The sequence below is a fragment of the Neokomagataea tanensis genome (genome assembly GCF_006542335.1).
GTDB lineage: Bacteria > Pseudomonadota > Alphaproteobacteria > Acetobacterales > Acetobacteraceae > Gluconobacter > Gluconobacter tanensis.
Genome location: NZ_CP032485.1, coordinates 1,442,440 through 1,462,008, shown reverse-complemented (window position 1 = coordinate 1,462,008; position 19,569 = coordinate 1,442,440). Strand labels below are relative to the sequence as shown.

Below are 19,569 nucleotides of genomic sequence, written 5' to 3'. Positions count from 1 at the left end.
ATAAGGCCGAACCGCCTAGTCGTGCTTACGGCGCAAAAACGGCGCGCAGAAAGCCCGTGCTAATCACACCTATTGCCATAGTCGGCAGCAAAGGTAATTTCATTGCAGCCAATACCGTTATACCCAGTCCGGCCAGGTCAAACCATCTGCCGGTTGCAAAACTCGGTGCCAGAACGGAAATCAGCACGCAGCCGGGAATAATATCCATCATGGCCGTTGCACGGGGAGAGAGCGTTTTCCCACCCAGCAGAACGTAACCACCAATGCGCGTCAAATATGTGGTCAGGCCCATACCAAGGATAGTCAGGAGAGTGTCACGGTCCATTATTCTACTCCCCTCACAACGCACGCTGCCGTCACAGCGCCGGCCACTGTGCCAGCGGGCACGCACCAAGCACCGGGACACCAACGATAGACCAAAACACCAGCCAATAAACTTACAACCCATGGCAGGGACATGCGGTGATCTTTCCACATGCCGCGCAAAATGACCAAGAATACGGCCGGAAATGCCATATCAAAGCCGTACTGGGTTAGGTCACCAATTCTGCCGCCTAAATACGCCCCTAAAAACGTACTGACGATCCACGTCACATACAGGCTCCACCCGACGCCAAAATAGTAACCTGAGCTAAATCTCTGCCTTTTTTGTGTGTCTGAAAGAGAGATTGCCCATGTCTCATCACACATGAGGAAAAGCCACAAAACTGCGCGCTTACGTGGCACGTCTTTGAGCCACGGCGCGAGTGCAGCCCCCATCAAAATGTGACGGCAATTTATAAGCAGCGTTACAGAAATAATCAGCGCAACCGGTAATGGGCTTGTCCAAAGGTTGACCGCGGCAAACTCCGACCCGCCACCATAATTAAGGCCCGTCATAAGCGGAACACTCAGCATAGTCATACCATGCTGCACAGCCTGCCGACCAAGCAACAAACCGAACGGTATAAAGCCAATAATAACCGGCAGTGAGGTACGCACCCCACGCAAAAATTCCGACCAAAAGCCTCCATCTGAGGCCGAGTGCACTGTGACGTTATCAGACATGCGCGTGTGTATATCGGTTGGCTCTTTTTCAGCAAGCCAAACACGATTTCGTGAGGAATTCTTACCATTTTTTTTAATAGAGCGCACATTTCACCCGTGACAGGGTGCAGCATCACTTTCGTGCGCCAGAAGAATAGGAGAATGGCATGCACCGTCGTTTTTTCAACGCCGTTCTCGCTGGCCTCGGCCTATCTCTTGGCGGACACGTCGCGCGTGCAATTGCTCAAGGCACGCCCGTTGATACGGAAACATTTCTGCTCACCACGAATGGCTGGGTTCCCAATAACCAGAAGCTCCCGGTCATTCTCTACCGCAATGCACTCGGCATCAGTGAAGCAGACCCTGCCAGCTCTTTCGAAGAACTGTTTCAGACCAACGGGTGGCCCCCGCAATGGCGGAATGGGGTCTATCCTTTCCATCATTACCATACAGAAGGTCACGAGGTTTTAGGTATTTACGGCGGCTCGGCCGAACTCATGCTAGGCGGCCCCGGAGCGCGAAAAGTGTCGGTTCACGCCGGAGACATCGTGCTTTTACCCGCCGGGACTGGCCATATGAAAATCAGTGCAAACGACCAATTCGGCGTTGTCGGGGCCTACCCTCCCAACCAAAGTTTTGACATTGTCCGGCAAGCTCCCAGCACCACGCAGCTCCAACGCTTGGCTGCTTTGCCCTTTCCCGGCACCGACCCCGTTTGCGGTGCCAATGGCCCTGTTCCTCATGACTGGCATTATGGGTGATTAATGATGATGAACCGTCGTGCAGTTTTGCAAAAAATTACCGCGCTCGCTCTAATCAGCTCGGTAACGACCCGGGCCTTGGCCGCCACCCCGAGCAAAATTGGTATTATTGGTGCTGGCACCGTAGCCCAAACTCTAGGCTCACTGCTGGTTAAGGCAGGGCATCCCGTTATGTTTTCAGCAAGGCACATTGAAGAAGCACAATCGGCCGCCAGTGCACTCGGCTCTCTTGCTTCAGCAGGTACGCCGCAAAACGCTGCAACCTTCGGCGATATTGTTCTGCTTGCTGTGCCTTACAAAGCGCTGCCATCCGTCGGGCAAGAACTTGCCCCCCTACTGCGCGGGAAGACGCTTATCGACCCGACCAACGCCTATTGGTTCCGTGATGGCAGCTTGGCCGCTAAAGCCGATGCCCAGGGAATTGGACGACTGAGCCAGAGTTTCTTCCCCGGCGCATATCTGGTGCGCGCATTTAACTCCATTGATATGTCGGTACTCGGTGCGGAGGCTGCCCGGCCAGCCCCGCTCCTTGCGATTCCTATTGCCGGTGACCAGCCCGAAGCCGTTCATACGGTCCAAAGCCTCGCCCAAGAAATGGGTTTTGACCCGGTACTGACGGGGAACCTCGCAACAGCGACCCTATTCCAATCAGGCCATCCGGGCTTCGAAGTAAAAGAAGATCGCGCAGGGTTGAAACGTGCTTTGGGCTTATGACTTTCGGTCAAAGACCGTTGCCGTCGCCCTTTTGAAGAGAAAACCCCTCATCTAACCAGCCGGTCACGCCGCCAGCCATCATTTTTACCGGCCGTCCCAAATTAGCCAACCTCAAAGCGGCCCGTGCAGCACCGTTGCAGTGCGGGCCCGCACAATAAGTAACGAACAACGTATTTTCCGGCCAAAGATTCATCTTGGACGCGATAATCTTGCCATGCGGCATATTAATAGCTCCCGCAATGTGCCCTTGAGCAAATAAATCCGGCGCCCTCACGTCGAGCAGAACAAAACCAGGTGCAGGCTTCTGGAGTGCATCATGCGTGTCCCAGCAATCTGTTTCATAAGCCAAAATATCTGCAAAATGCCGCGCAGCCTCCACAGAGGGAGCTGGTGCAGTGCTAAGGACATTATTCATCACGTTTCTTCCTTAAGTAACGAATAATATTGTCCCGAGAATGATCCCCCTCGCCACCGGCTTTCCAGCCAATTAACATGAGGATCATGCCAAACCAGCGTCCCTCGTTGAATCGCCTTGTCGTCGCTCTCGCCTATGAAGGTTTGTGCGCTTTTGAGTTTGGCATTACCGCCGAAATCTTCGGCTTGGACCGCCCCGAACTGGGCGCGGAATGGTACAAATTTACCGTTTGTGCCGAACACCCCGGACTGGTGCAAACCAATGCAGGCTTTGGTGTAAACGTAAGTGCAGGCCTTGAAGTGCTTGAGCACGCCAGCACCATTGTAATTCCGGGCTGGAACACTAGCGGCAACACTCCCTCTGAAAAACTCAGCACCGCCCTCCTTGCCGCGTACCACCGGGGTGCCCGTATCGTTACGATTTGCTCGGGCGCTTTTTTGCCGGCAGCCCTCGGTATGCTCAATGGTCAAAGGGCCACAACGCATTGGCGGTATGCCCAGCGCCTCCAAGTGCTTTACCCGGCTGTTCTCGTAGATCCCAACGTCTTGTATGTTGATAATGGCCGTTTGCTGACATCGGCTGGTTCAGCTGCCGGGATTGATATGCTGCTACATGTAGTACGGCAGGATTTTGGTGCGGAGATTGCCAACCAAGTCGCCCGCAGAATGGTTGTTGCTGCTCACCGCAATGGTGGCCAGACGCAGTTCATAGAAAAACCTGTAAATGCCCGGCCGGATAATCACCTTGCCAGAGCGCTCGATACCATTCGTGCAAACCTTACCCAACCATGGAGCGTAAAGTCTCTGGCACAGCTTGCTATGGTCAGCGAAAGAACGCTTGCCCGTCAGTTCCGGGCATCGACTGGATCAAGCTTTGGGCTTTGGCTCATTTCCCAACGCGTTGCCGCCGCTAAAGACCTGCTCGAGACTACCATTTTACCCATGGAGCAAATTGCCTCCGCCGTCGGCCTTGGCAGTGCCGACAATCTCAGGCTTCATTTTTCAAAATATGTTGGCATTCCGCCAAGCGGCTACAGAAAGCAATTTACCCGCCGGGACGCCCCATAAAGACACCCGGCGGGGTAAGCGCAATAGAGAAAAGCCTAGTTGAAAACCGGCTTATTCTTCCCGCATCTCGGCTGTAAGGCCCATAAATGCAGCAAGTCGCTCTAAACGGCGGCGTACATTGCTCCCCGCAGCCCGCACAGAGCGCGCCCCAAGGATTAGGACCAGTTTTTCATCTTCAACAAGAATACGGCATTCTTCCAGAAGGACTGTCGTGCCTGCACATAAAGCATAGGCAAGGCGCAGCGCTTGGCCCAAACGGGTCGCACGGTCCACTTCTGTGCGGGACAATAAATAGCGTGACGGTTCAATCAGCGCTGAGTCCGTAGGAACTTCGTAACGCACGGCCAATGTCAGGCCAATGAAAGCGCGTGCGCTATGCTCAAACCCAACGCCGTGGCAATGCATAACCCGCTGATATGTCTGCTCTCCACGGTATTCAGGATGATCGTAGGAGCCAATATCTGACAGCGTACAGGCCAGTGTTCGGAGGCGTTTTTGTACTGGCGTTTCATCTGGGAAAAGAGGTGCCGTCCAACCGACCAGCGCATGTGATAAATCAGGGTTTCGCGCCAAACGACCGGCCATGTCATTGGCAAGCGCTGTCATAGGGTCACCACCCGCAACGGATGACGCCACATGCTTCATGTACCAGCCTTCCCGCAAACCATCGATGCTGAAAACAACCTTTGAGGGGCGTACCCTCTCCATCAGGCTGCGCAGGACAGTGGCAGCGAATGGCGCATCACCAAGGCGTTTGCGAGGGGAGTTTGGTAGTTTTTCGAGCGTACGGCGTGGCGCGTCTACCACCCAATCAACCATTTCGCGGCATTCACCCTCTGAAAGAGTGAATAAATGCACCAAGCTCAGCGGATAACGCGTTCTGGCAATTTGCAAACGCGCCAGTGCACGGAACGCCCCACCCACAAGGTAAAGTGGGCGCCCGGTCATACCCGGCAACCAATTGACCTCAGACAGCATTTCGTCAGCTATCTCTCGTGCACGCTCGACGCTGCCCTGAGCCCTATCCTGCAAACGAATAACGCCGAGCTTGGTAGTTACTGCCTCATGATACTGGCTATCCGCAACGTGTATCAACTCCAGCGAACCACCGCCAATATCGGCAACAAGACCGTTAGCTTCAGGCAAGGAACAGAGAACACCACGGGCGGAGTAATCAGCCTCCTCCGTCCCTTCAAGCACTCGGATGGTTACACCCGGCATGCGGGCACGAATGGCGGACACGAAGTCGGGCCCATTGCTTGCGTCGCGCACTGCAGCAGTGGCGACAACCTCAAATGGTTCAGCCCCCATTGCGCGCGCTACTGTATGGAAGCGCCCGAGCACATCCATAGCGAGGGCAACCCCCTCTTCATTGAGGTGGCCACTCGCGTCCAGTCCACGACCGAGCTTAAGTGTTACCTTCTCATTGAAAATTGGCAGCGGGTTTCGCACCACACCTTCAAATACAACGAGACGTACCGAGTTTGAGCCAAGATCAACAATGGCTGAACGCTGAGAGAAAGGAGGCATTGCAATCAGTCTTTAACAGTTCAGTCTTCTAGGACACGATCTTGTCGCCCACGCGGATGGCGGCCTTCTGGTAAGGCCTTTTCCCGTGCAGCCGAGCCACGCCCAGACAAGGAGGGGTTGTACATGAAGTACTCATGTGCGGAAAAGGGCTTACTCCCTGGCGCCATACGATGCCAGCTTCCATCTTTAGACAACGTCCAGCTTTGCAAAGTATCTTTCATGTTCACAGTCATGATCTGGCCAAGGATCTGCGCGTGAACCGTCGTGTTGGTGATGGGCACCAAGGTCTCAACCCGCCAGTCCATGTTGCGTACCATCCAGTCCGCAGAGGAAATAAACAACTTCGCCTGATGGGACGGCATACGATGCCCGTTGCCAAAAGCATAAATACGCGAATGCTCGAGGAAACGACCAACAATCGATTTAATCTCAATATTCTCTGAAAGGCCCGGCACTCCGGGCCGCAAGCAGCAAATGCCTCGGATGACGCCAACAACCTTCACACCTGCCTGCGATGCTTCATAGAGAATATCAATCAGTTCTGCATCAACAAGGCTGTTCATTTTCAGCCATATTTTAGCAGGACGCCCAGCTTTAGCGTGCGCAATCTCTTCCCGAATCAGCGCTTCAAGCGTTGAACGTGTTGTCATGGGCGAGAACGCTAATGCATCCATTTTTTCAGGCGTTGCATACCCAGTCATGTAATTAAACAAACGGGCGGAATCAGACGCCAATGTACGGTCGCATGTGAAGAATGAGATATCTGTATAAATTCGCGCCGTAATGGGGTGATAATTTCCCGTGCCGAAATGGGCATATGAGCGCAAAGTCCCGCCTTCCCGCCGGACGACCAAACTTAACTTCGCATGCGTTTTGAGGTGCGTGAATCCAAAAACCACCTGCACGCCTGCGGCCTCAAGGGCGCGCGACAAGCGAATATTAGCCTCTTCGTCAAACCGCGCTCTCAGCTCTACCATCGCTGTTACAGATTTGCCGGATTCGGCCGCTTCAATAAGCGCCTGCACAATGGGGCTATCGCGCGATGTACGATACAAAGTCTGCTTGATTGAAAGGACATTCGGGTCCCGTGCAGCTTGCCGCAAGAACTGCACCACCACGTCAAAACTTTCAAACGGGTGATGTACGACGATATCCTTTGCTCGAATTGCCGCAAAGCAATCCCCATCATAATCCAAAATACGCTCTGGGAAACGCGGCGTATACGAAGGGAAAACCAAATCCGGGCGGTCATCGACGATGAGTTGTTTGAGGTCCACCACTCCGACAAACCCCGGCAGCACCATGACATCTTCATCGCTGACGCCCAGTTCTTCCCCCAGCTCTCTGCCCAGTTCCTCAGGCAACCGCCGATCCAGCGCCAAGTGGATACCTACTCCGCGCCGGCGCTGCTTAAGGGCTGTTTCGTAAGAGCGTACCAAGTCCTCTGCTTCATCTTCGAATTCAACGTCCGTATCACGGATGATGCGCAGAACACCGGCCTCCCCGAGGCCAAGGCCGGGAAACAGGCGGGCAGCAAAAAGACGAATAAGATCTTCCAGCAGAATAAAACGAATTTCGCTTGAAGCCTTACCCTCTGCATCCACCCGCGCAGGCAAGCGCAGCAACCGTGGGAGTTGGGTCGGCAACAGCACCAGACCGTCCATCACTGGGCTTCCTGTTGCCTCATCTTTCAAGCGCAACACCAGCGCCAGACCCATGTTGGGAATAAACGGTAAAGGATGTGATGGGTCTACTGCTAGCGGCGTAAGGACAGGGAAGACCCGCTCGTCAAAGATATTCGACAGCTGGGAATAATCCGCCTCATTTAGAGCATCGGGGGATAGGATACTGATCCCCGTTTCTTTTAATTCGGCCTCCAGAATGCCCCAAACCCGCTGCTGCTCCTCCATCAAAAACCGTGCTTTTTTACGAATCGCAGCAAGTTGCTGAGCTGGCGCAAGACCGTCCGGGCTACGGACAACCATCCCCTCCCGGACTTGCCCGACCAGACCTGCAACGCGAACGGAATAAAACTCGTCCAAATTACTCGCGCTAATCGACAAAAACCGTACGCGCTCCAGCAGCGGATTTTTCAGGCTTTCCGCTTCCTCAATGACGCGCTGGTTGAAATCCAGCCATGACAGTTCGCGATTTAAAAAACGCTCAGGTGAGTTTTGCATCCCGGCATAATCCTGCACGACCGGGACCGTCGTGCGTCTCCGTGCAGCCGTGGCACGTGTACGTGGCGTTGTGGCAGGAGTGCCGCTCTTTGGTGGCGTACGGCGACGAGTACGGCGAGGAGCGGGCTTCTTATCATCTGTCGTCACGTTAAATCTTTCCCGGGACTTGGAGGAACGGCGCAATAGACGCTGCTAAATATATACTAATGCTGTCAAACGTAGGTTTCGTGTCACAGCATATCCCGCCCCGTCAAAGCATCAAGTCATTATAGTTTTATTACTCATCGGGTTGCAGCAAATCGGGCAGTACAGATAATGCCAAGGCGCGTGTAATCGGAACGCCCTGTGCTAGTGCCGCGTCATCCAGCCTTTGCACAGCTTCAACCAAAGCATTCCCGGTACGAGGTAAATGCCTCCACAGCCAGTCTGTCACTTGCTGTGAAACTACTAGCTGCCGCCCAGCTAAAAGCGATAATAATAAACGCGCACGCAGCTCGTCCTCAGGTTCTGAGGTCGCCGTCGTTGCAGTCGCGCGCAAGCGACTCGCCAAATCCGCTAGAACACATTTCGTCCTTGACGGTGGCAAACGCCCAACCATCAGCACACGATCCCCTTGGGCCATAGCGTCGTTTAACAGATGTAGCAGGGTCGCTTCGTCCCCCGCTTGATCCGCATTATCGATCGCAACATGCCCTGCAATACGGATACGCTCCGCTTTTGCGTGAGACACAAAATCACGGGCATCAAGAATTTTTGCGCTGTGTTGTTGCGCCCATATTGTCAAAAGATGAGTCTTGCCCGTGCCGGGCGCCCCCCAAAGCCATAAACGACCATCAGGCCATTGCGGTCGGGCCAACCAAGCACGCGCTGCTACATTTGACGCCGCCGGTATAAACCTCGCCGCGGTAAGGACACTGCTTTGCCCCAAAGGAAATGCTAATTGCCGCCCCACACCATCTGCCTGTCCTGACCTGCTCACTCTTGCCCCTTGGCCATGCAGAATTGTTGCAATTGCACCATCATTTTGTGTTCTTAGCACCCATTTTGCCCGAAGTGTAATGTCCTCATGCGTGTTGCGCGTTACAGCGCAGCCAAGCAATGCTAGAAGGGCCCCACGTTTTAGACCCACGGAGTGCTTCCATGACCGACCAGCCCGCCCCTAACTCGCCTGAACACACCACAACACAAGGCGCCAGCTACGCTCAGGCTGGAGTGGATATTGCTGCTGGTGATGCATTTGTGGACGAAATTAAAGCTGATGCAAAAGCAACAAACCGTCCCGGTACAATGGGCAGCCTTGGCGGTTTTGGTGCCCTGTTTGACTTGAAGGCTGCTGGGTTTAAAGACCCGGTCCTCGTCAGCTGCACAGATGGCGTTGGCACCAAGCTCATGGTTGCTATTGAGACCGGGCAACATGCAAATGTCGGCGTAGATCTCGTTGCAATGTGCGTCAACGACCTCGTGGTGCAGGGCGCAACGCCTCTTTTCTTCCTTGACTACCTCGCCACCGGCAAACTGGCAGTGCCAGACGCCGCTACCGTCGTGCGCGGAATTGCGCGCGCATGCTCCGAATCAGGCTGCGCTTTAGTAGGCGGCGAAACGGCAGAAATGCCCGGAATGTACGCGCCGGGCCATTATGACCTAGCCGGATTTAGCGTTGGCGCTGCAGAACGCGACGCCCTTTTGCCAGCAGGTATCCGTGCGGGTGATACCCTTATCGGCCTGCCATCATCGGGCGTGCACTCAAACGGCTTCTCTCTAGTCCGCGAAGTTGTCCGCATGTCTGGCCTTGCTTGGGATGCCACTGCTCCCTTTGCTGAAGGTAAGACACTGGCTGAAGCCTTGCTAACGCCAACAAAGCTTTACGTGCGCACCGTACTGGACCTGCACGCAAACAACCTTCTGCACGGGTGCGCGCACATTACAGGCGGCGGTTTACCCGGCAACCTGCCGCGCGTTTTGCCAGAAGGTCTGGGCGTTGAAGTTGATGGTAGCGCTTGGGACATCCCGCCTGTTTTCAAATGGCTGGCTCAGACAGGAAACGTGGCTACAGACGAAATGCTGCGCGTCTTTAACTGTGGTGTTGGCATGGTGCTCGTGACGTCAGAGCCTGAAAAAGTGCTCAGCAAGCTGGCTGAAAACGGCGAAACTGGCTTCGTCATGGGCAAAATCGTCGAAAGCGACACCCAATACACTCTCACTGCACCGGTTTCCTTCGCCTGATATGACGACGAAAACACCAATCGCTGTTTTGATCAGCGGGCGCGGCAGTAATATGCGCGCCCTGATTGAAGCGTGTGCTCGGCCTGATTTCCCCGCCAAAATCGTTTTGGTTTTAAGCAACCGACCAGACGCTGTGGGCCTACAAGTTGCACATGATGCTGGCTTAGCTACGCTTGCAATTGACCACAAAGCATTTGGCAAAGACCGTGAATCCCACGAGCGAGCTGTCAACGATGCTGTAGCCAAATCGGGTGCCAGCCTCATATGCCTTGCAGGCTATATGCGCGTGCTAACGCCTTTTTTGGTGAACGCTTGGGAAGGGAAAATGCTTAACATACATCCTTCCCTTCTTCCCGCATTCCCGGGCCTTCACACGCACGAAAGGGCGATTGCAGAGGGAGCTTCCGAGCATGGCTGCACTGTCCACCTCGTAACCGCAGGCGTTGATGAAGGCCCCATTCTGGGCCAAGCCCGTGTGCCCGTCCTTGCCAATGACACAGCCGATAGCCTTGCTGCCCGTGTACTTGAGCAAGAACACCTTCTATATCCTAACGTTCTAAAAAGATTTTTAGCTTAAACGTTAGAAAGCCCGCACCATCCATGTTTGTTGCCCGCCTTGCTTTAGGCCTTTGCCTCATCTTGGCCGGTGCGGTCATTATTCTACATGCCTGCATTTTGCCCTATGCCATGTGGCAAGGCGATGAGTATGACTATTTTTATAACTTCGCACATAACGGCCGAAATTTTTTCTGGCATCGGCTGCTTTTTTGGAGCCCTCGGCCGCTTTCAGAAAGCGTCATTGCCCTTTATGGCGCTGCAATAACACATTTCAATGTGCCCCTTATTGGCCCCGCACTTGGTGTAATCTGGGCTGCGTGCGGTGCCTTGGCCTTTTTACCGACCCTACTCACGCGCAATATTCCGCTCAATGCACGCCTTTTCTTTTTTGCGTTAGGCGGGATCATTGTTTTTCTCGGCCACCCTGTGGCTGACTTAATGTTCTGGCCTATGGCAGCCGCAGCGCATCTTCCTGTTTTTGCGGCCTTACTCTGCCTTACCTTGAGAACGTTAACTAATAGTAAGAGCTCTTGGCTAACCGTGCTTTGCCTTAGCGTAGCTGCCACAGCAAGTGAAGCTGGCTTCTTTTTCACCACAAGTTATCTGTGTGTACAGATGTTGGCAGCCGTAAGAGCGCGAAATATACTTCCTCCGGGCTTATGGATCCCTGCGTTATGCTGCGGTTTTGTTGCTTGGCGCCTCCTCGCAGGCAGGATTAGTTTGCCGCACCCGCATAGCTCACCGACTCAAGGCATGACACTCGCCAGCATCAAGGCGAGCATCGTACCCTTCTTCCATAACCTCGCAGTTCTGCAACCTATAGACACAAGCGCAGGCGGCACAGACGGCGGTGATATATTCCACGGGATAGTTCTTAAGATCATCTTGGCTTTGTCCAGCTTCGCAGCCTTAAGGGCGACAGCTCTGCGTCCATCCATAGGAGCACTCACAACCCTGAGCATTAGTCTTTTAGCCTGCCAAGCACTCACTATAGCCAGCGCATATTACGAATTTGGTTTTCTCTGCTGCCAACGCCACGAAACCCTTCGCCTCGAAATCTCGCTTCTTCTGGCGCTGTTGGTTGGAGGATATGCCGCTCGTTGCATACCTAGATTTCATTTTTCGACTGCATGCCTTCGTGGCCTCGCATGTTTGGGCTTACTGCTGTTCACGCTCGACACAGCATTATGGCGCCTGCCCAACCTCGTACTTTTTTTTCAGTCACGCACGGCAGAAGCAGAAGCGCGTAACACAACATGGCAATCAGGCATGAGCACAGGATCTGAGATGACCATGCGGCAAGGAACAAATTCTGCAATTTTCTATTACTGGCCATGGGAGCCAGGCCAATACACCACCGGGAAGGCAAGCTGGGATGTGGAAGCCATGATGCGTTTCTTTGGCAAAACACGACTTGTCATTCTTCCGCCATTACCCGTATCTATTACGACCCGTATTCATTAAAATGCCCTTCCGGACAATTATATCTGCATACCGATTGTGAAAACTGCAGGGTGGGCTAATCCCCTGTAGAGTTCTAGCTTGGTAAGATAACTGCATTGTCGTATCAGATCCTCTCTCGGCTAAGTGCGCAACCAAGATGCTGCTGTAAATTTTAGAGAAGTATCCACCTTAAAATGAAACCACAGTCTTTATTTTCTTTATTCGCCCTACAATTCCGAGTAATCGGTGCCCTGATGTTGCGTGAACTGCATACCCGTTTCGGGCGTCACGGGTTAGGGTTTCTCTGGATTATTGGTGAACCAATTTTATTTTGCGCTGGTGTCGCAATTGTTTGGAGCGCCATACGCCCCGCGCATGATCACGGGTTACCAACAACTGCAATTGTTATCACTGGCTACGTCCCTCTCACTATGTGGCGGCATTGCCTTGGGCGTTCTGTCATGGCATTCGAAGCCAACGGGAGCCTCTTATTCCATAAGCAAGTTACACCGCTTGATATTATCCTAGCCCGGGTAATATTAGAAATTATGGGGACTATTGGCGCCGGATTTCTTGTGGCTATAGTAGCTATAGCGCTCGGATTTATGGAGCCACCCCAATATTATGGAATTCTTTATTTGGGAATATTATTCCAAATGCTTTTTTCACTGGCAACAGCTCTAATTGTTGCCCCTCTAACCCAAAGAAGTGAAATATTTGAAAAATCTATTGCTGTTATATCGTACCTTTCAATCCCATTATCAGGCGCCTTTATAATGGTCGATTGGATACCTCAACACTATCGGTGGATTTTACTTCTCTCACCCAGTGTCGACAGCATTGAAATGATAAGAGCCGGACAATTTGGAAATTCTGCACACGCTCACTACGATATTATTTATTCAGCATGGATCAACTTTGTATTAATACTAACAGGAATTTCATTAACACTTAGAGTTAAAAAATACATACATATTGTATAAATAAGGCGCTTATCCCTTCTAGATAATATTAATCTATTCGGGATAAGCCTTTTATTTCGTATTATTTACCTTGCGAGGTATGTGGCAGTTATCATAGGACCAACAAGAGTACTAATGAGTTGGTCTATTTTATAAAATTTATTGGTACGTGCATTAGCTATAACCAAAACATCTTTTGTTTTCATTGGAATATTTTGTGCCAGAAAATAGCTACTAGGGTTCATCATATCGAGTTGATAAACCACCGGTATCCCCTTGGGGGTCGGGGGCGTATCTAACCCTAACGCTTTAGCGGCTACAGGATCTTCGAAACGAAACAAGAAAGCTGCGTTAGGATCAGCACGATTATCATTCGGACCACCAACGCGCGCTAAAGCCTCAGCCAATGAAACGTGAGGGGATTTAAAAGGTGTTTCTGTTGCTTGAATTCCAGCAGCCCCAAACACAGTGTAGCTCCTCGGTTGGTAGATAACGTGAATTCTATCACCAGGGTGAGCATGAATATCTTCTTGAGGAAATGACTGCAATGTTCCCAAATCAGTCGCACCTAATTTATCGCCGCGCACTAACTCGATATGACTATCTTCGGGCGAATAAACTGCGCCACCAGCAATAGCGATAACATCAGATAAATGTTCTTGAGCTGTACTTAAAACCACTCTACCCGGTCTGTGAACCTCTCCAGAAACGATAACGGTGTTAGCAATATCGCTCGAAATTCTTACCATCACTTGAGGGTTTTGAGATTTCCCCGCAAGACTATTGGAGATGTTATTAGCCAAAGCTTGGGGGGTCAGACCCGCTGCCCGTAAGCGCCCAACATATGGGACGAAGATTGTGCCGTCTGCTTCAACCTGAGTAGGGGGAAGATTTTGATTTGTCACGTTAGCAGCCGGCCCAGCAGACAAACCATTGGCGCTCGCCGCTCCAGAAGCCCCGCTGGACGGCGCGAACAATCCACTACCAAGCTCGAAAACCGTAATGGCCAGTACATCGCCAGCGCCAATACGGTCATTAGTAGAAGGCGCTACTGCTGCAGTATCAATACTAGAAATCAAAGGCGGAATTTCCGCCGAAAGTACGCTCGCCAACTGCGGGGTAACGGGCAAAATATGAAAACCCAGCGGGTTCAACTGCTTGTTATTCGCGGTTTCTAAAACCGCACGCTCTGTTGGACCACTATCTGGAAGCGTGTTGCATGCTGCAAGAGCAAACAATCCAACAGTAGAAAAACAGCCAACCACCCCACGCCCGAAATTAAAGGCACGGCGCTTATAAGAAAGAGAAGAAAGGCGCATTAATTTTTAAATCTTTCCACTGTCCGATAGAATGCTGGTGTACATATCGTTGAGACGTTGTTGATAAGACGCCATACCAAACGCTTCCGCCTGCCGGTACCCTACATCTCTCAATGTTTGGCACAATGCATCATCTTGATCTAGTTTTCGGATACCCTCCTTGATGGAATCAACTTCATAAGCTGATACCTCAAGCGAAGCGGCACCCCCTATTTCCGGCAGTGACCCCTCACCTGAAATGAGAGTTGGAGTACCGCAATGCATGGCCTCAAGCACAGGTAGGCCAAACCCTTCACTGAGCGAGGGAAACAATAATGCCCGGGCCTGCCTCAAAAGAGCGAACAGCGTATCTTCCGGTAAGTAGTCGACTTTAATAATCCTGCCTGTCGAAATACCGCGCTCAAGATATCTTAATTCCTTTTCAGATTTCCAAGCCATCGCGCCAACAATAACAAGCCGCCTCTTACTACCCGATGCTAAGAAGGCTTCAATAATACGTCCTATATTTTTCTTGGGTTCTAAAGATCCAAAGAAAATAAAATATCCTTGCGCCGTCAAACCAAATTCAGCTTCAATCTCGCTGCAGCAATCTTCTTCTGAGCGAAGGTAAGACTTTTTATTCGTATCGCATGCTTGGTAAGTATTATATATTTTGTTCTTTACCTCAGGAAAAAAAGATAAAATATCTTTTTTTGATGCTTCAGAAACCGTACAAATTCCGTCAGCGTGTTCTGCAATTTCTTTCAATAGCTTGTAATAATACGGCTTGTCATCAAGTGTTGTGTGCGGGAGTTTTAATGGAACAATATCATGTAGTGTATAAATATTTTTAGCCCCATCTATTTTAATCGGCAGTGGGTAAGTCCAATGCATGACATCGGGTGCTTCATCCATTTTTATTGTCGTAAACTTCCCTGTCATGCGGAAGCGTCGTGCTGCTGACCTGAAAAGGTTCTCAACATTAAACAAACGGTCAAACGCTGGGAGATGCGCCGACAAAGAACGGGCATCAATTCGATTCGTAATATCGATCTCAACGAGTGAGGGTCTAATAAAATCCGCCTTGCGCTCTCTTATCCATTTTTTAGACAAAAATTTAGCAGGCTCTCCTCCGTGCGAATTGGCTAAACGATCAAAAAACCTAACTTCCCTCAGTTCTGCCTGAGATTTGCTTGGGATTTGTAGCCCATAGATGAGATCAACTTTACAGCCGAGTTGAACCAAAGCACGACATAAGGTCCTAGCGTAAGTAGCTACACCTGTCCCCTTTTCCAGACTCAGATTGAACCCATCGACGCCAATCCGCCGTTCATTTTGTCCGTACAACAATGTATCACCTTATCTTAGCTGCTAGATTCATTTTTTGAGCGGAAGCATTTCAGCAAGATCAAATAAATAAGATATTTTTACGCAATAAGTATAAAATTTACCCCCTCTTTCAAAGAGAATCATAAATAGATATTGCTTCTTCTACTTCACTAAATGGTGTGAATATACCATTCGATATAATGGCTGCTCTATCGCAAGTATCGCGCATAAATCCCATATCGTGGGATACCAAAATCATTGCACGATCTTGCCTCTTCACGAACAACTCTTCTTCACATCGCTTATGAAAACGAGCGTCACCGACCATGATCACCTCATCAATGAGATAGCAATCAAACTCTATAACAATCGACAATGCAAAAGCTAAACGCGCACGCATACCAGAAGAGTAAGTCTTCACTGGGTCTGCTAACTGTGCCCCTAATTCAGCAAAATCATCCACGTATTCACGCGTAATTTTATAATCCAAGCCATAAATGCGGCATATAAACCGCAGGTTATCCAAACCGCTTAGACTCCCTTGAAATGCACCACCAAATGCCAACGGCCAAGATATGGACATTGTGTGCTCAATACGGCCACTAGTGATTGGCTCAACACCACCAATCATCCGTATTAATGTCGATTTTCCTGCACCATTTCGTCCTAAAACCCCCAGTTTTTGCCCTCTTTCGAGGGTAAAATTTACTTTGTCTAGGACGCGCCGCTTTCCATCAGCCGCAGGGTACTCTTTCGTGACATCTATGCATTCTAACATGAGGAAATCTTAGACAAGCTTGTGTTCACGCGCACCACTAATAAGCAGCATCGCCATCAGATAAATCCCGAGCATCGTCGCAAAGACAATTGCCACATTGACCAACCCACGAGGATAAGCGGCGTAATCTGGCAGATTAGGTTGCGTAATTTCGTTAAGATACAAAAGCTGCCGGTCTGCCTGCAATTTCGCTGCGGCAACGCTTGCGTCTGCACCCGCTACTTCCTTTTCAAAAAGAACTCTTTGGAAAACGAGATTATCGTAGCCACTAATTTTAGGCACGAATGAAAGATCCGACCCAGTCACCCCTGTTTCAACGTGCGATATTTCTGAACTGAGAGCTGCCAGACGGCGCTTATACACCTCAATCAAAGGGCTATTAGGAGTGGAGCGCTGAAGTTGTGCCAGTTCGACCCGTGTCGTTGTGAGAGTAGTCTGGAGCGCTGCAATGTCCTTGAGAACTGGCTGGGATTGTATGGTCGGATTAAGCATCGCAATCTGATCACGATATGCATCAATTTTTTTATTAACTTCTGCCAATTTCTTAGTAGCCTCCTCAAACTCTTTCTCGGAAGCTGCGACGGTATTTTTGCGCTGGCGATCATTCATTTGGTTGATCAAATTCTCGGCAGCCACGACGAGCGCACGTGCTATGCGCTGCGAATCCTGAGCACTGAATGTCCTAACCTGCAATGTCGACACACCAGTCGTAGTATCCAGTTCCGCAACGACATGCCGACGATAATAAGCGTAAAAATGCTCAAAGGTATGGCCTGAATAAAAATTAGGGAAACGCGCAAGCGTATCTGCCCCTGACACACGATATGCGGAGGCTAAATTCTGCGTTTTCATCAAGAATTCGGCAGCGTCGCGCGAAGTTAAATAATCTTGTACGGCATATGTGTCTTCACTAGCACCGCCGGCTCCACCAGCCTCGAGAAGCCCCGCGAGCATCATGTTGGATTGGTTATGCTGGCCTTGCACAATGAACTGCGCTTCAGAAACATATTGAGGCGACGCAAAAACCGAAAAATACACCGCTGAAATAAAGGTTGGGATCAACACGACGGTACAAAAACCAGCATGGCGCTTCACGGTAGCAATAACCCGACTTGATAACCCGCTAGCATTTTTTGAGCCACGAATTTGAGTAAGCGATGTATCATTCATGCCTATGACTTGCCTTAAACTTTCTCAAGAAGCAACCTGACGTGGTAATATGGTTTCGGACGTCATTTGTGTCGCCTAATTTTAGACTTAATAACCGTAAAAATAGTTCTTTTATGCGCTTTCATGTTCATGCCAGCAAGCACCACATCATGATTGCGGCCACTACCAATAGCGCAAAACAAGAGTTTCCAAGGCTGCAACGCCACACAAACATGGTACAGCAATAACCAAAGCTGCATCGACGCCTCGGCTTAAGACCGCAAAACGTAACCGAAGAATTTGTGGAAATAGTAGTGCAAAAAGGAGAGAAAATCCGAGGTAGTAACGCCCTTGCAGACCTAAGATCAAGCTCTCTCCAACGGGCGTCCAAATCATATACAAAGCAAGACTGACACCGCAAAAAGTTGCCAGCAGGACCAACAGAACCCCTAGCCGTTCTATCCAGTCTGTTAATCCCCAAGCATAACGCCGTGCGATTAAGGCAGAGATCACACTCAGCGCGAACGCAAAAGATGCACTGCGGTAAAACCACAGCGGAGCTGCAGCGTCGAGCCAGCCCAAAACACCCAGATATTGTTGATACAAGCTACTGCCAAAGGTTACGGCCGTATGCACAATCAAAGTTACCGCAACCCACGGATGATGGAACAGCCTCAGCGCCTGTCTCTTACCGCTGACGGCCCCACTGCCTCCTGACGTAATATCTACCGGGTGCATCCCATAAATGCTCCACAGCAACATCACCCCGATAGACACAGCCGCAGCATATGAGGCGAAACGCCAGTGCTTCCGACCTGCAAAAAAGAAAGGCAGGAACGCCATCATTATGTAAGGCGGCTTAGATGCTAACAGTGCCGACATAAGCGCGATTAGCACAACCCAGTACCAACGGTGCTCAGCCATGGGGCCGCGCATATGCGTCATGAGGGCAACCCATAGAGCACAACTGGTAATAAAAAGCCCATCTTGCGAACATGAAGCACAAAGCGTGAGCGTCATGGGAAGCGACAAAATAACCGCCATCACCATACGGCCACGGTTTGTTATAGCCAATGCCAGCGCCCCAAGTGTCAGACACCCAAGAACAGACGCCAAGCGCCCCAAATACAACGACACCAGTGCTGAGCGATGCAGCAAGCGTCCAGCATCAATGCCTATGGCTTGGGGAATATAGAAAAACGGTGCGTAGATAACCGTGTTGGGGAACGGTGCCTGCTCCCGAGGAGTGTCCCAATGATCATCTCGTGCATTCAACACCTGCCCGACCGTTATTTTCCGGTCAGCATGGAAGCGGATATCATTAAAACGATAGGCAAAATTAACGGCACCGTGGGGCAATGTACCGCCACTGTTCCACGGGGACAGACGATCACCTATGAGATGGCCTTCACCGATCTGAGCCGCACGTAGAAAATGATGTTCTTCGTCTGGGACTTGAATAGGTGGCGTTAAAAACACCATACCGACCAGAACAGGCCCGATGATAAGCGCCCATAAAAACGCAAAAAGCCGCCGAAAGGCGGTCTCATCAGACAACACTGCAGCGAAGAACCTACGGTACATAGTACCTCCACATAGCTCCCAGCCCCAAAGGGCTGGGAGCATAGGCTGCGCTATTACGCGAAGATTTCTGTCTCAGCAAAGAAGAATGCGATTTCGTTCTTCGCATTTTCCAGGCTGTCAGAACCATGTACAGAGTTCGCTTCGATGCTTTCAGCGAACAGCTTACGCACTGTGCCTTCTGCTGCGTCTGCTGGGTTCGTTGCGCCCATGACTTCACGGTGCTTAGCAACCGCGTTTTCAGCTTGCAGAACCTGAACAACAACTGGCTCAGCAATCATGGAAGCAACAAGGCTCGCATAGAAAGGACGAGCAGCATGTACGGCGTAGAACGCGCCAGCTTGCTTTTCGCTCAGCTGAATGCGCTTTTGAGCAACGATACGCAGGCCTGCGTCTTCAAACACAGCATTGATCTTGCCGGTCAGGTTACGCTTCGTAGCGTCGGGCTTAATGATGGAAAGCGTGCGCTCAAGAGCCATTTGTCTTCTCCTAATGAAGCAAAGGTAAAACTCGTCAGTCCCCTAGAGCAAAATCTGCGTTCCTGATAGGTCTGAC

Annotated in this window: 19 protein-coding genes; 7 read left to right on the top strand and 12 right to left on the bottom strand. The window is 51.0% G+C overall.

Annotated elements, in window-relative coordinates:
• Positions 1-25: 25 nt before the first annotated feature.
• Positions 26-325: an AzlD family protein gene (locus D5366_RS06720; RefSeq protein ID WP_205839573.1), complete on the bottom strand. Its 300-nt coding sequence runs from the start codon at positions 323-325 to the stop codon at positions 26-28.
• Positions 325-1,047 carry an AzlC family ABC transporter permease gene (locus D5366_RS06715; protein ID WP_141492810.1) on the bottom strand — a complete coding sequence of 241 codons (723 nt, stop codon included), beginning with the start codon at positions 1,045-1,047 and terminating at the stop codon, positions 325-327. Before D5366_RS06715 ends, D5366_RS06720 begins: the two co-directional genes overlap by 1 nt.
• 146 nt (positions 1,048-1,193) lie before the next feature.
• On the opposite strand from D5366_RS06715, the gene D5366_RS06710 reads away from it, so the two are divergent.
• Entirely contained in the window at positions 1,194-1,787 is a 594-nt protein-coding gene (locus D5366_RS06710) for a cupin (protein WP_141492809.1), read from the top strand.
• Positions 1,788-1,790: 3 nt separating this feature from the next.
• Positions 1,791-2,501, top strand: coding sequence for an NADPH-dependent F420 reductase (locus tag D5366_RS06705; RefSeq protein WP_141492808.1), 711 nt, complete (start codon positions 1,791-1,793; stop codon positions 2,499-2,501).
• Between the two features lie 7 nt (positions 2,502-2,508).
• Here the strand turns inward: D5366_RS06705 and D5366_RS06700 are convergent, their stop codons facing one another.
• Positions 2,509-2,916, bottom strand: a complete 408-nt coding sequence (locus tag D5366_RS06700; RefSeq protein ID WP_141492807.1) for a rhodanese-like domain-containing protein — start codon at positions 2,914-2,916, stop codon at positions 2,509-2,511.
• Positions 2,917-3,002: 86 nt separating this feature from the next.
• Between D5366_RS06700 and ftrA the strand changes: the two genes are divergently transcribed.
• On the top strand, positions 3,003-3,983 hold the full coding sequence (gene ftrA, locus D5366_RS06695) for a transcriptional regulator FtrA (protein ID WP_141492806.1): 981 nt from the start codon (positions 3,003-3,005) through the stop codon (positions 3,981-3,983).
• A gap of 51 nt (positions 3,984-4,034) precedes the next feature.
• On the opposite strand, the gene D5366_RS06690 is transcribed toward ftrA, so the two are convergent.
• The 3 genes from D5366_RS06690 to D5366_RS06680 all read right to left on the bottom strand — a co-directional run bounded on the left by D5366_RS06690 (position 4,035) and on the right by D5366_RS06680 (position 8,645).
• Positions 4,035-5,513, bottom strand: a complete 1,479-nt coding sequence (locus tag D5366_RS06690; RefSeq protein WP_141492805.1) for a Ppx/GppA family phosphatase — start codon at positions 5,511-5,513, stop codon at positions 4,035-4,037.
• Positions 5,514-5,533: 20 nt separating this feature from the next.
• Positions 5,534-7,693: an RNA degradosome polyphosphate kinase gene (locus D5366_RS06685; protein WP_141493878.1), complete on the bottom strand. Its 2,160-nt coding sequence runs from the start codon at positions 7,691-7,693 to the stop codon at positions 5,534-5,536.
• Between the two features lie 277 nt (positions 7,694-7,970).
• Positions 7,971-8,645 (bottom strand): chromosomal replication initiator DnaA, encoded by a 675-nt coding sequence (locus tag D5366_RS06680; RefSeq protein WP_170211103.1) that lies wholly within the window; start codon positions 8,643-8,645, stop codon positions 7,971-7,973.
• Positions 8,646-8,833: 188 nt separating this feature from the next.
• Between D5366_RS06680 and purM the strand changes: the two genes are divergently transcribed.
• The 4 genes from purM to D5366_RS06660 all read left to right on the top strand — a co-directional run bounded on the left by purM (position 8,834) and on the right by D5366_RS06660 (position 12,900).
• Positions 8,834-9,916: a phosphoribosylformylglycinamidine cyclo-ligase gene (gene purM / locus D5366_RS06675; protein WP_141492804.1), complete on the top strand. Its 1,083-nt coding sequence runs from the start codon at positions 8,834-8,836 to the stop codon at positions 9,914-9,916.
• Between the two features lies 1 nt (position 9,917).
• Entirely contained in the window at positions 9,918-10,493 is a 576-nt protein-coding gene (gene purN / locus D5366_RS06670; protein WP_141492803.1) for a phosphoribosylglycinamide formyltransferase, read from the top strand.
• A 23-nt stretch (positions 10,494-10,516) separates the two neighbouring features.
• Positions 10,517-11,938: a hypothetical protein gene (locus D5366_RS06665; protein ID WP_141492802.1), complete on the top strand. Its 1,422-nt coding sequence runs from the start codon at positions 10,517-10,519 to the stop codon at positions 11,936-11,938.
• A gap of 233 nt (positions 11,939-12,171) precedes the next feature.
• Positions 12,172-12,900: an ABC transporter permease gene (locus D5366_RS06660; RefSeq protein ID WP_338036357.1), complete on the top strand. Its 729-nt coding sequence runs from the start codon at positions 12,172-12,174 to the stop codon at positions 12,898-12,900.
• A gap of 65 nt (positions 12,901-12,965) precedes the next feature.
• Here the strand turns inward: D5366_RS06660 and D5366_RS06655 are convergent, their stop codons facing one another.
• The 6 genes from D5366_RS06655 to ndk all read right to left on the bottom strand — a co-directional run bounded on the left by D5366_RS06655 (position 12,966) and on the right by ndk (position 19,493).
• On the bottom strand, positions 12,966-14,198 hold the full coding sequence (locus tag D5366_RS06655) for a polysaccharide biosynthesis/export family protein (protein ID WP_141492800.1): 1,233 nt from the start codon (positions 14,196-14,198) through the stop codon (positions 12,966-12,968).
• A 6-nt stretch (positions 14,199-14,204) separates the two neighbouring features.
• Complete coding sequence (locus tag D5366_RS06650) at positions 14,205-15,527, bottom strand: glycosyltransferase family 4 protein (RefSeq protein WP_240775197.1); 1,323 nt, start codon at positions 15,525-15,527, stop codon at positions 14,205-14,207.
• A gap of 109 nt (positions 15,528-15,636) precedes the next feature.
• Positions 15,637-16,284 carry an ABC transporter ATP-binding protein gene (locus tag D5366_RS06645; RefSeq protein ID WP_141492799.1) on the bottom strand — a complete coding sequence of 216 codons (648 nt, stop codon included), beginning with the start codon at positions 16,282-16,284 and terminating at the stop codon, positions 15,637-15,639.
• Positions 16,285-16,293: 9 nt separating this feature from the next.
• The gene (locus D5366_RS06640; RefSeq protein ID WP_141492798.1) at positions 16,294-17,454 is read right to left on the bottom strand and encodes a capsule biosynthesis protein; all 1,161 of its coding nucleotides are present in this window, start codon (positions 17,452-17,454) and stop codon (positions 16,294-16,296) included.
• Between the two features lie 162 nt (positions 17,455-17,616).
• Entirely contained in the window at positions 17,617-19,017 is a 1,401-nt protein-coding gene (locus tag D5366_RS06635; protein WP_170211058.1) for a DUF2142 domain-containing protein, read from the bottom strand.
• A 53-nt stretch (positions 19,018-19,070) separates the two neighbouring features.
• On the bottom strand, positions 19,071-19,493 hold the full coding sequence (gene ndk, locus D5366_RS06630; protein ID WP_141492796.1) for a nucleoside-diphosphate kinase: 423 nt from the start codon (positions 19,491-19,493) through the stop codon (positions 19,071-19,073).
• Positions 19,494-19,569 lie beyond the last annotated feature (76 nt).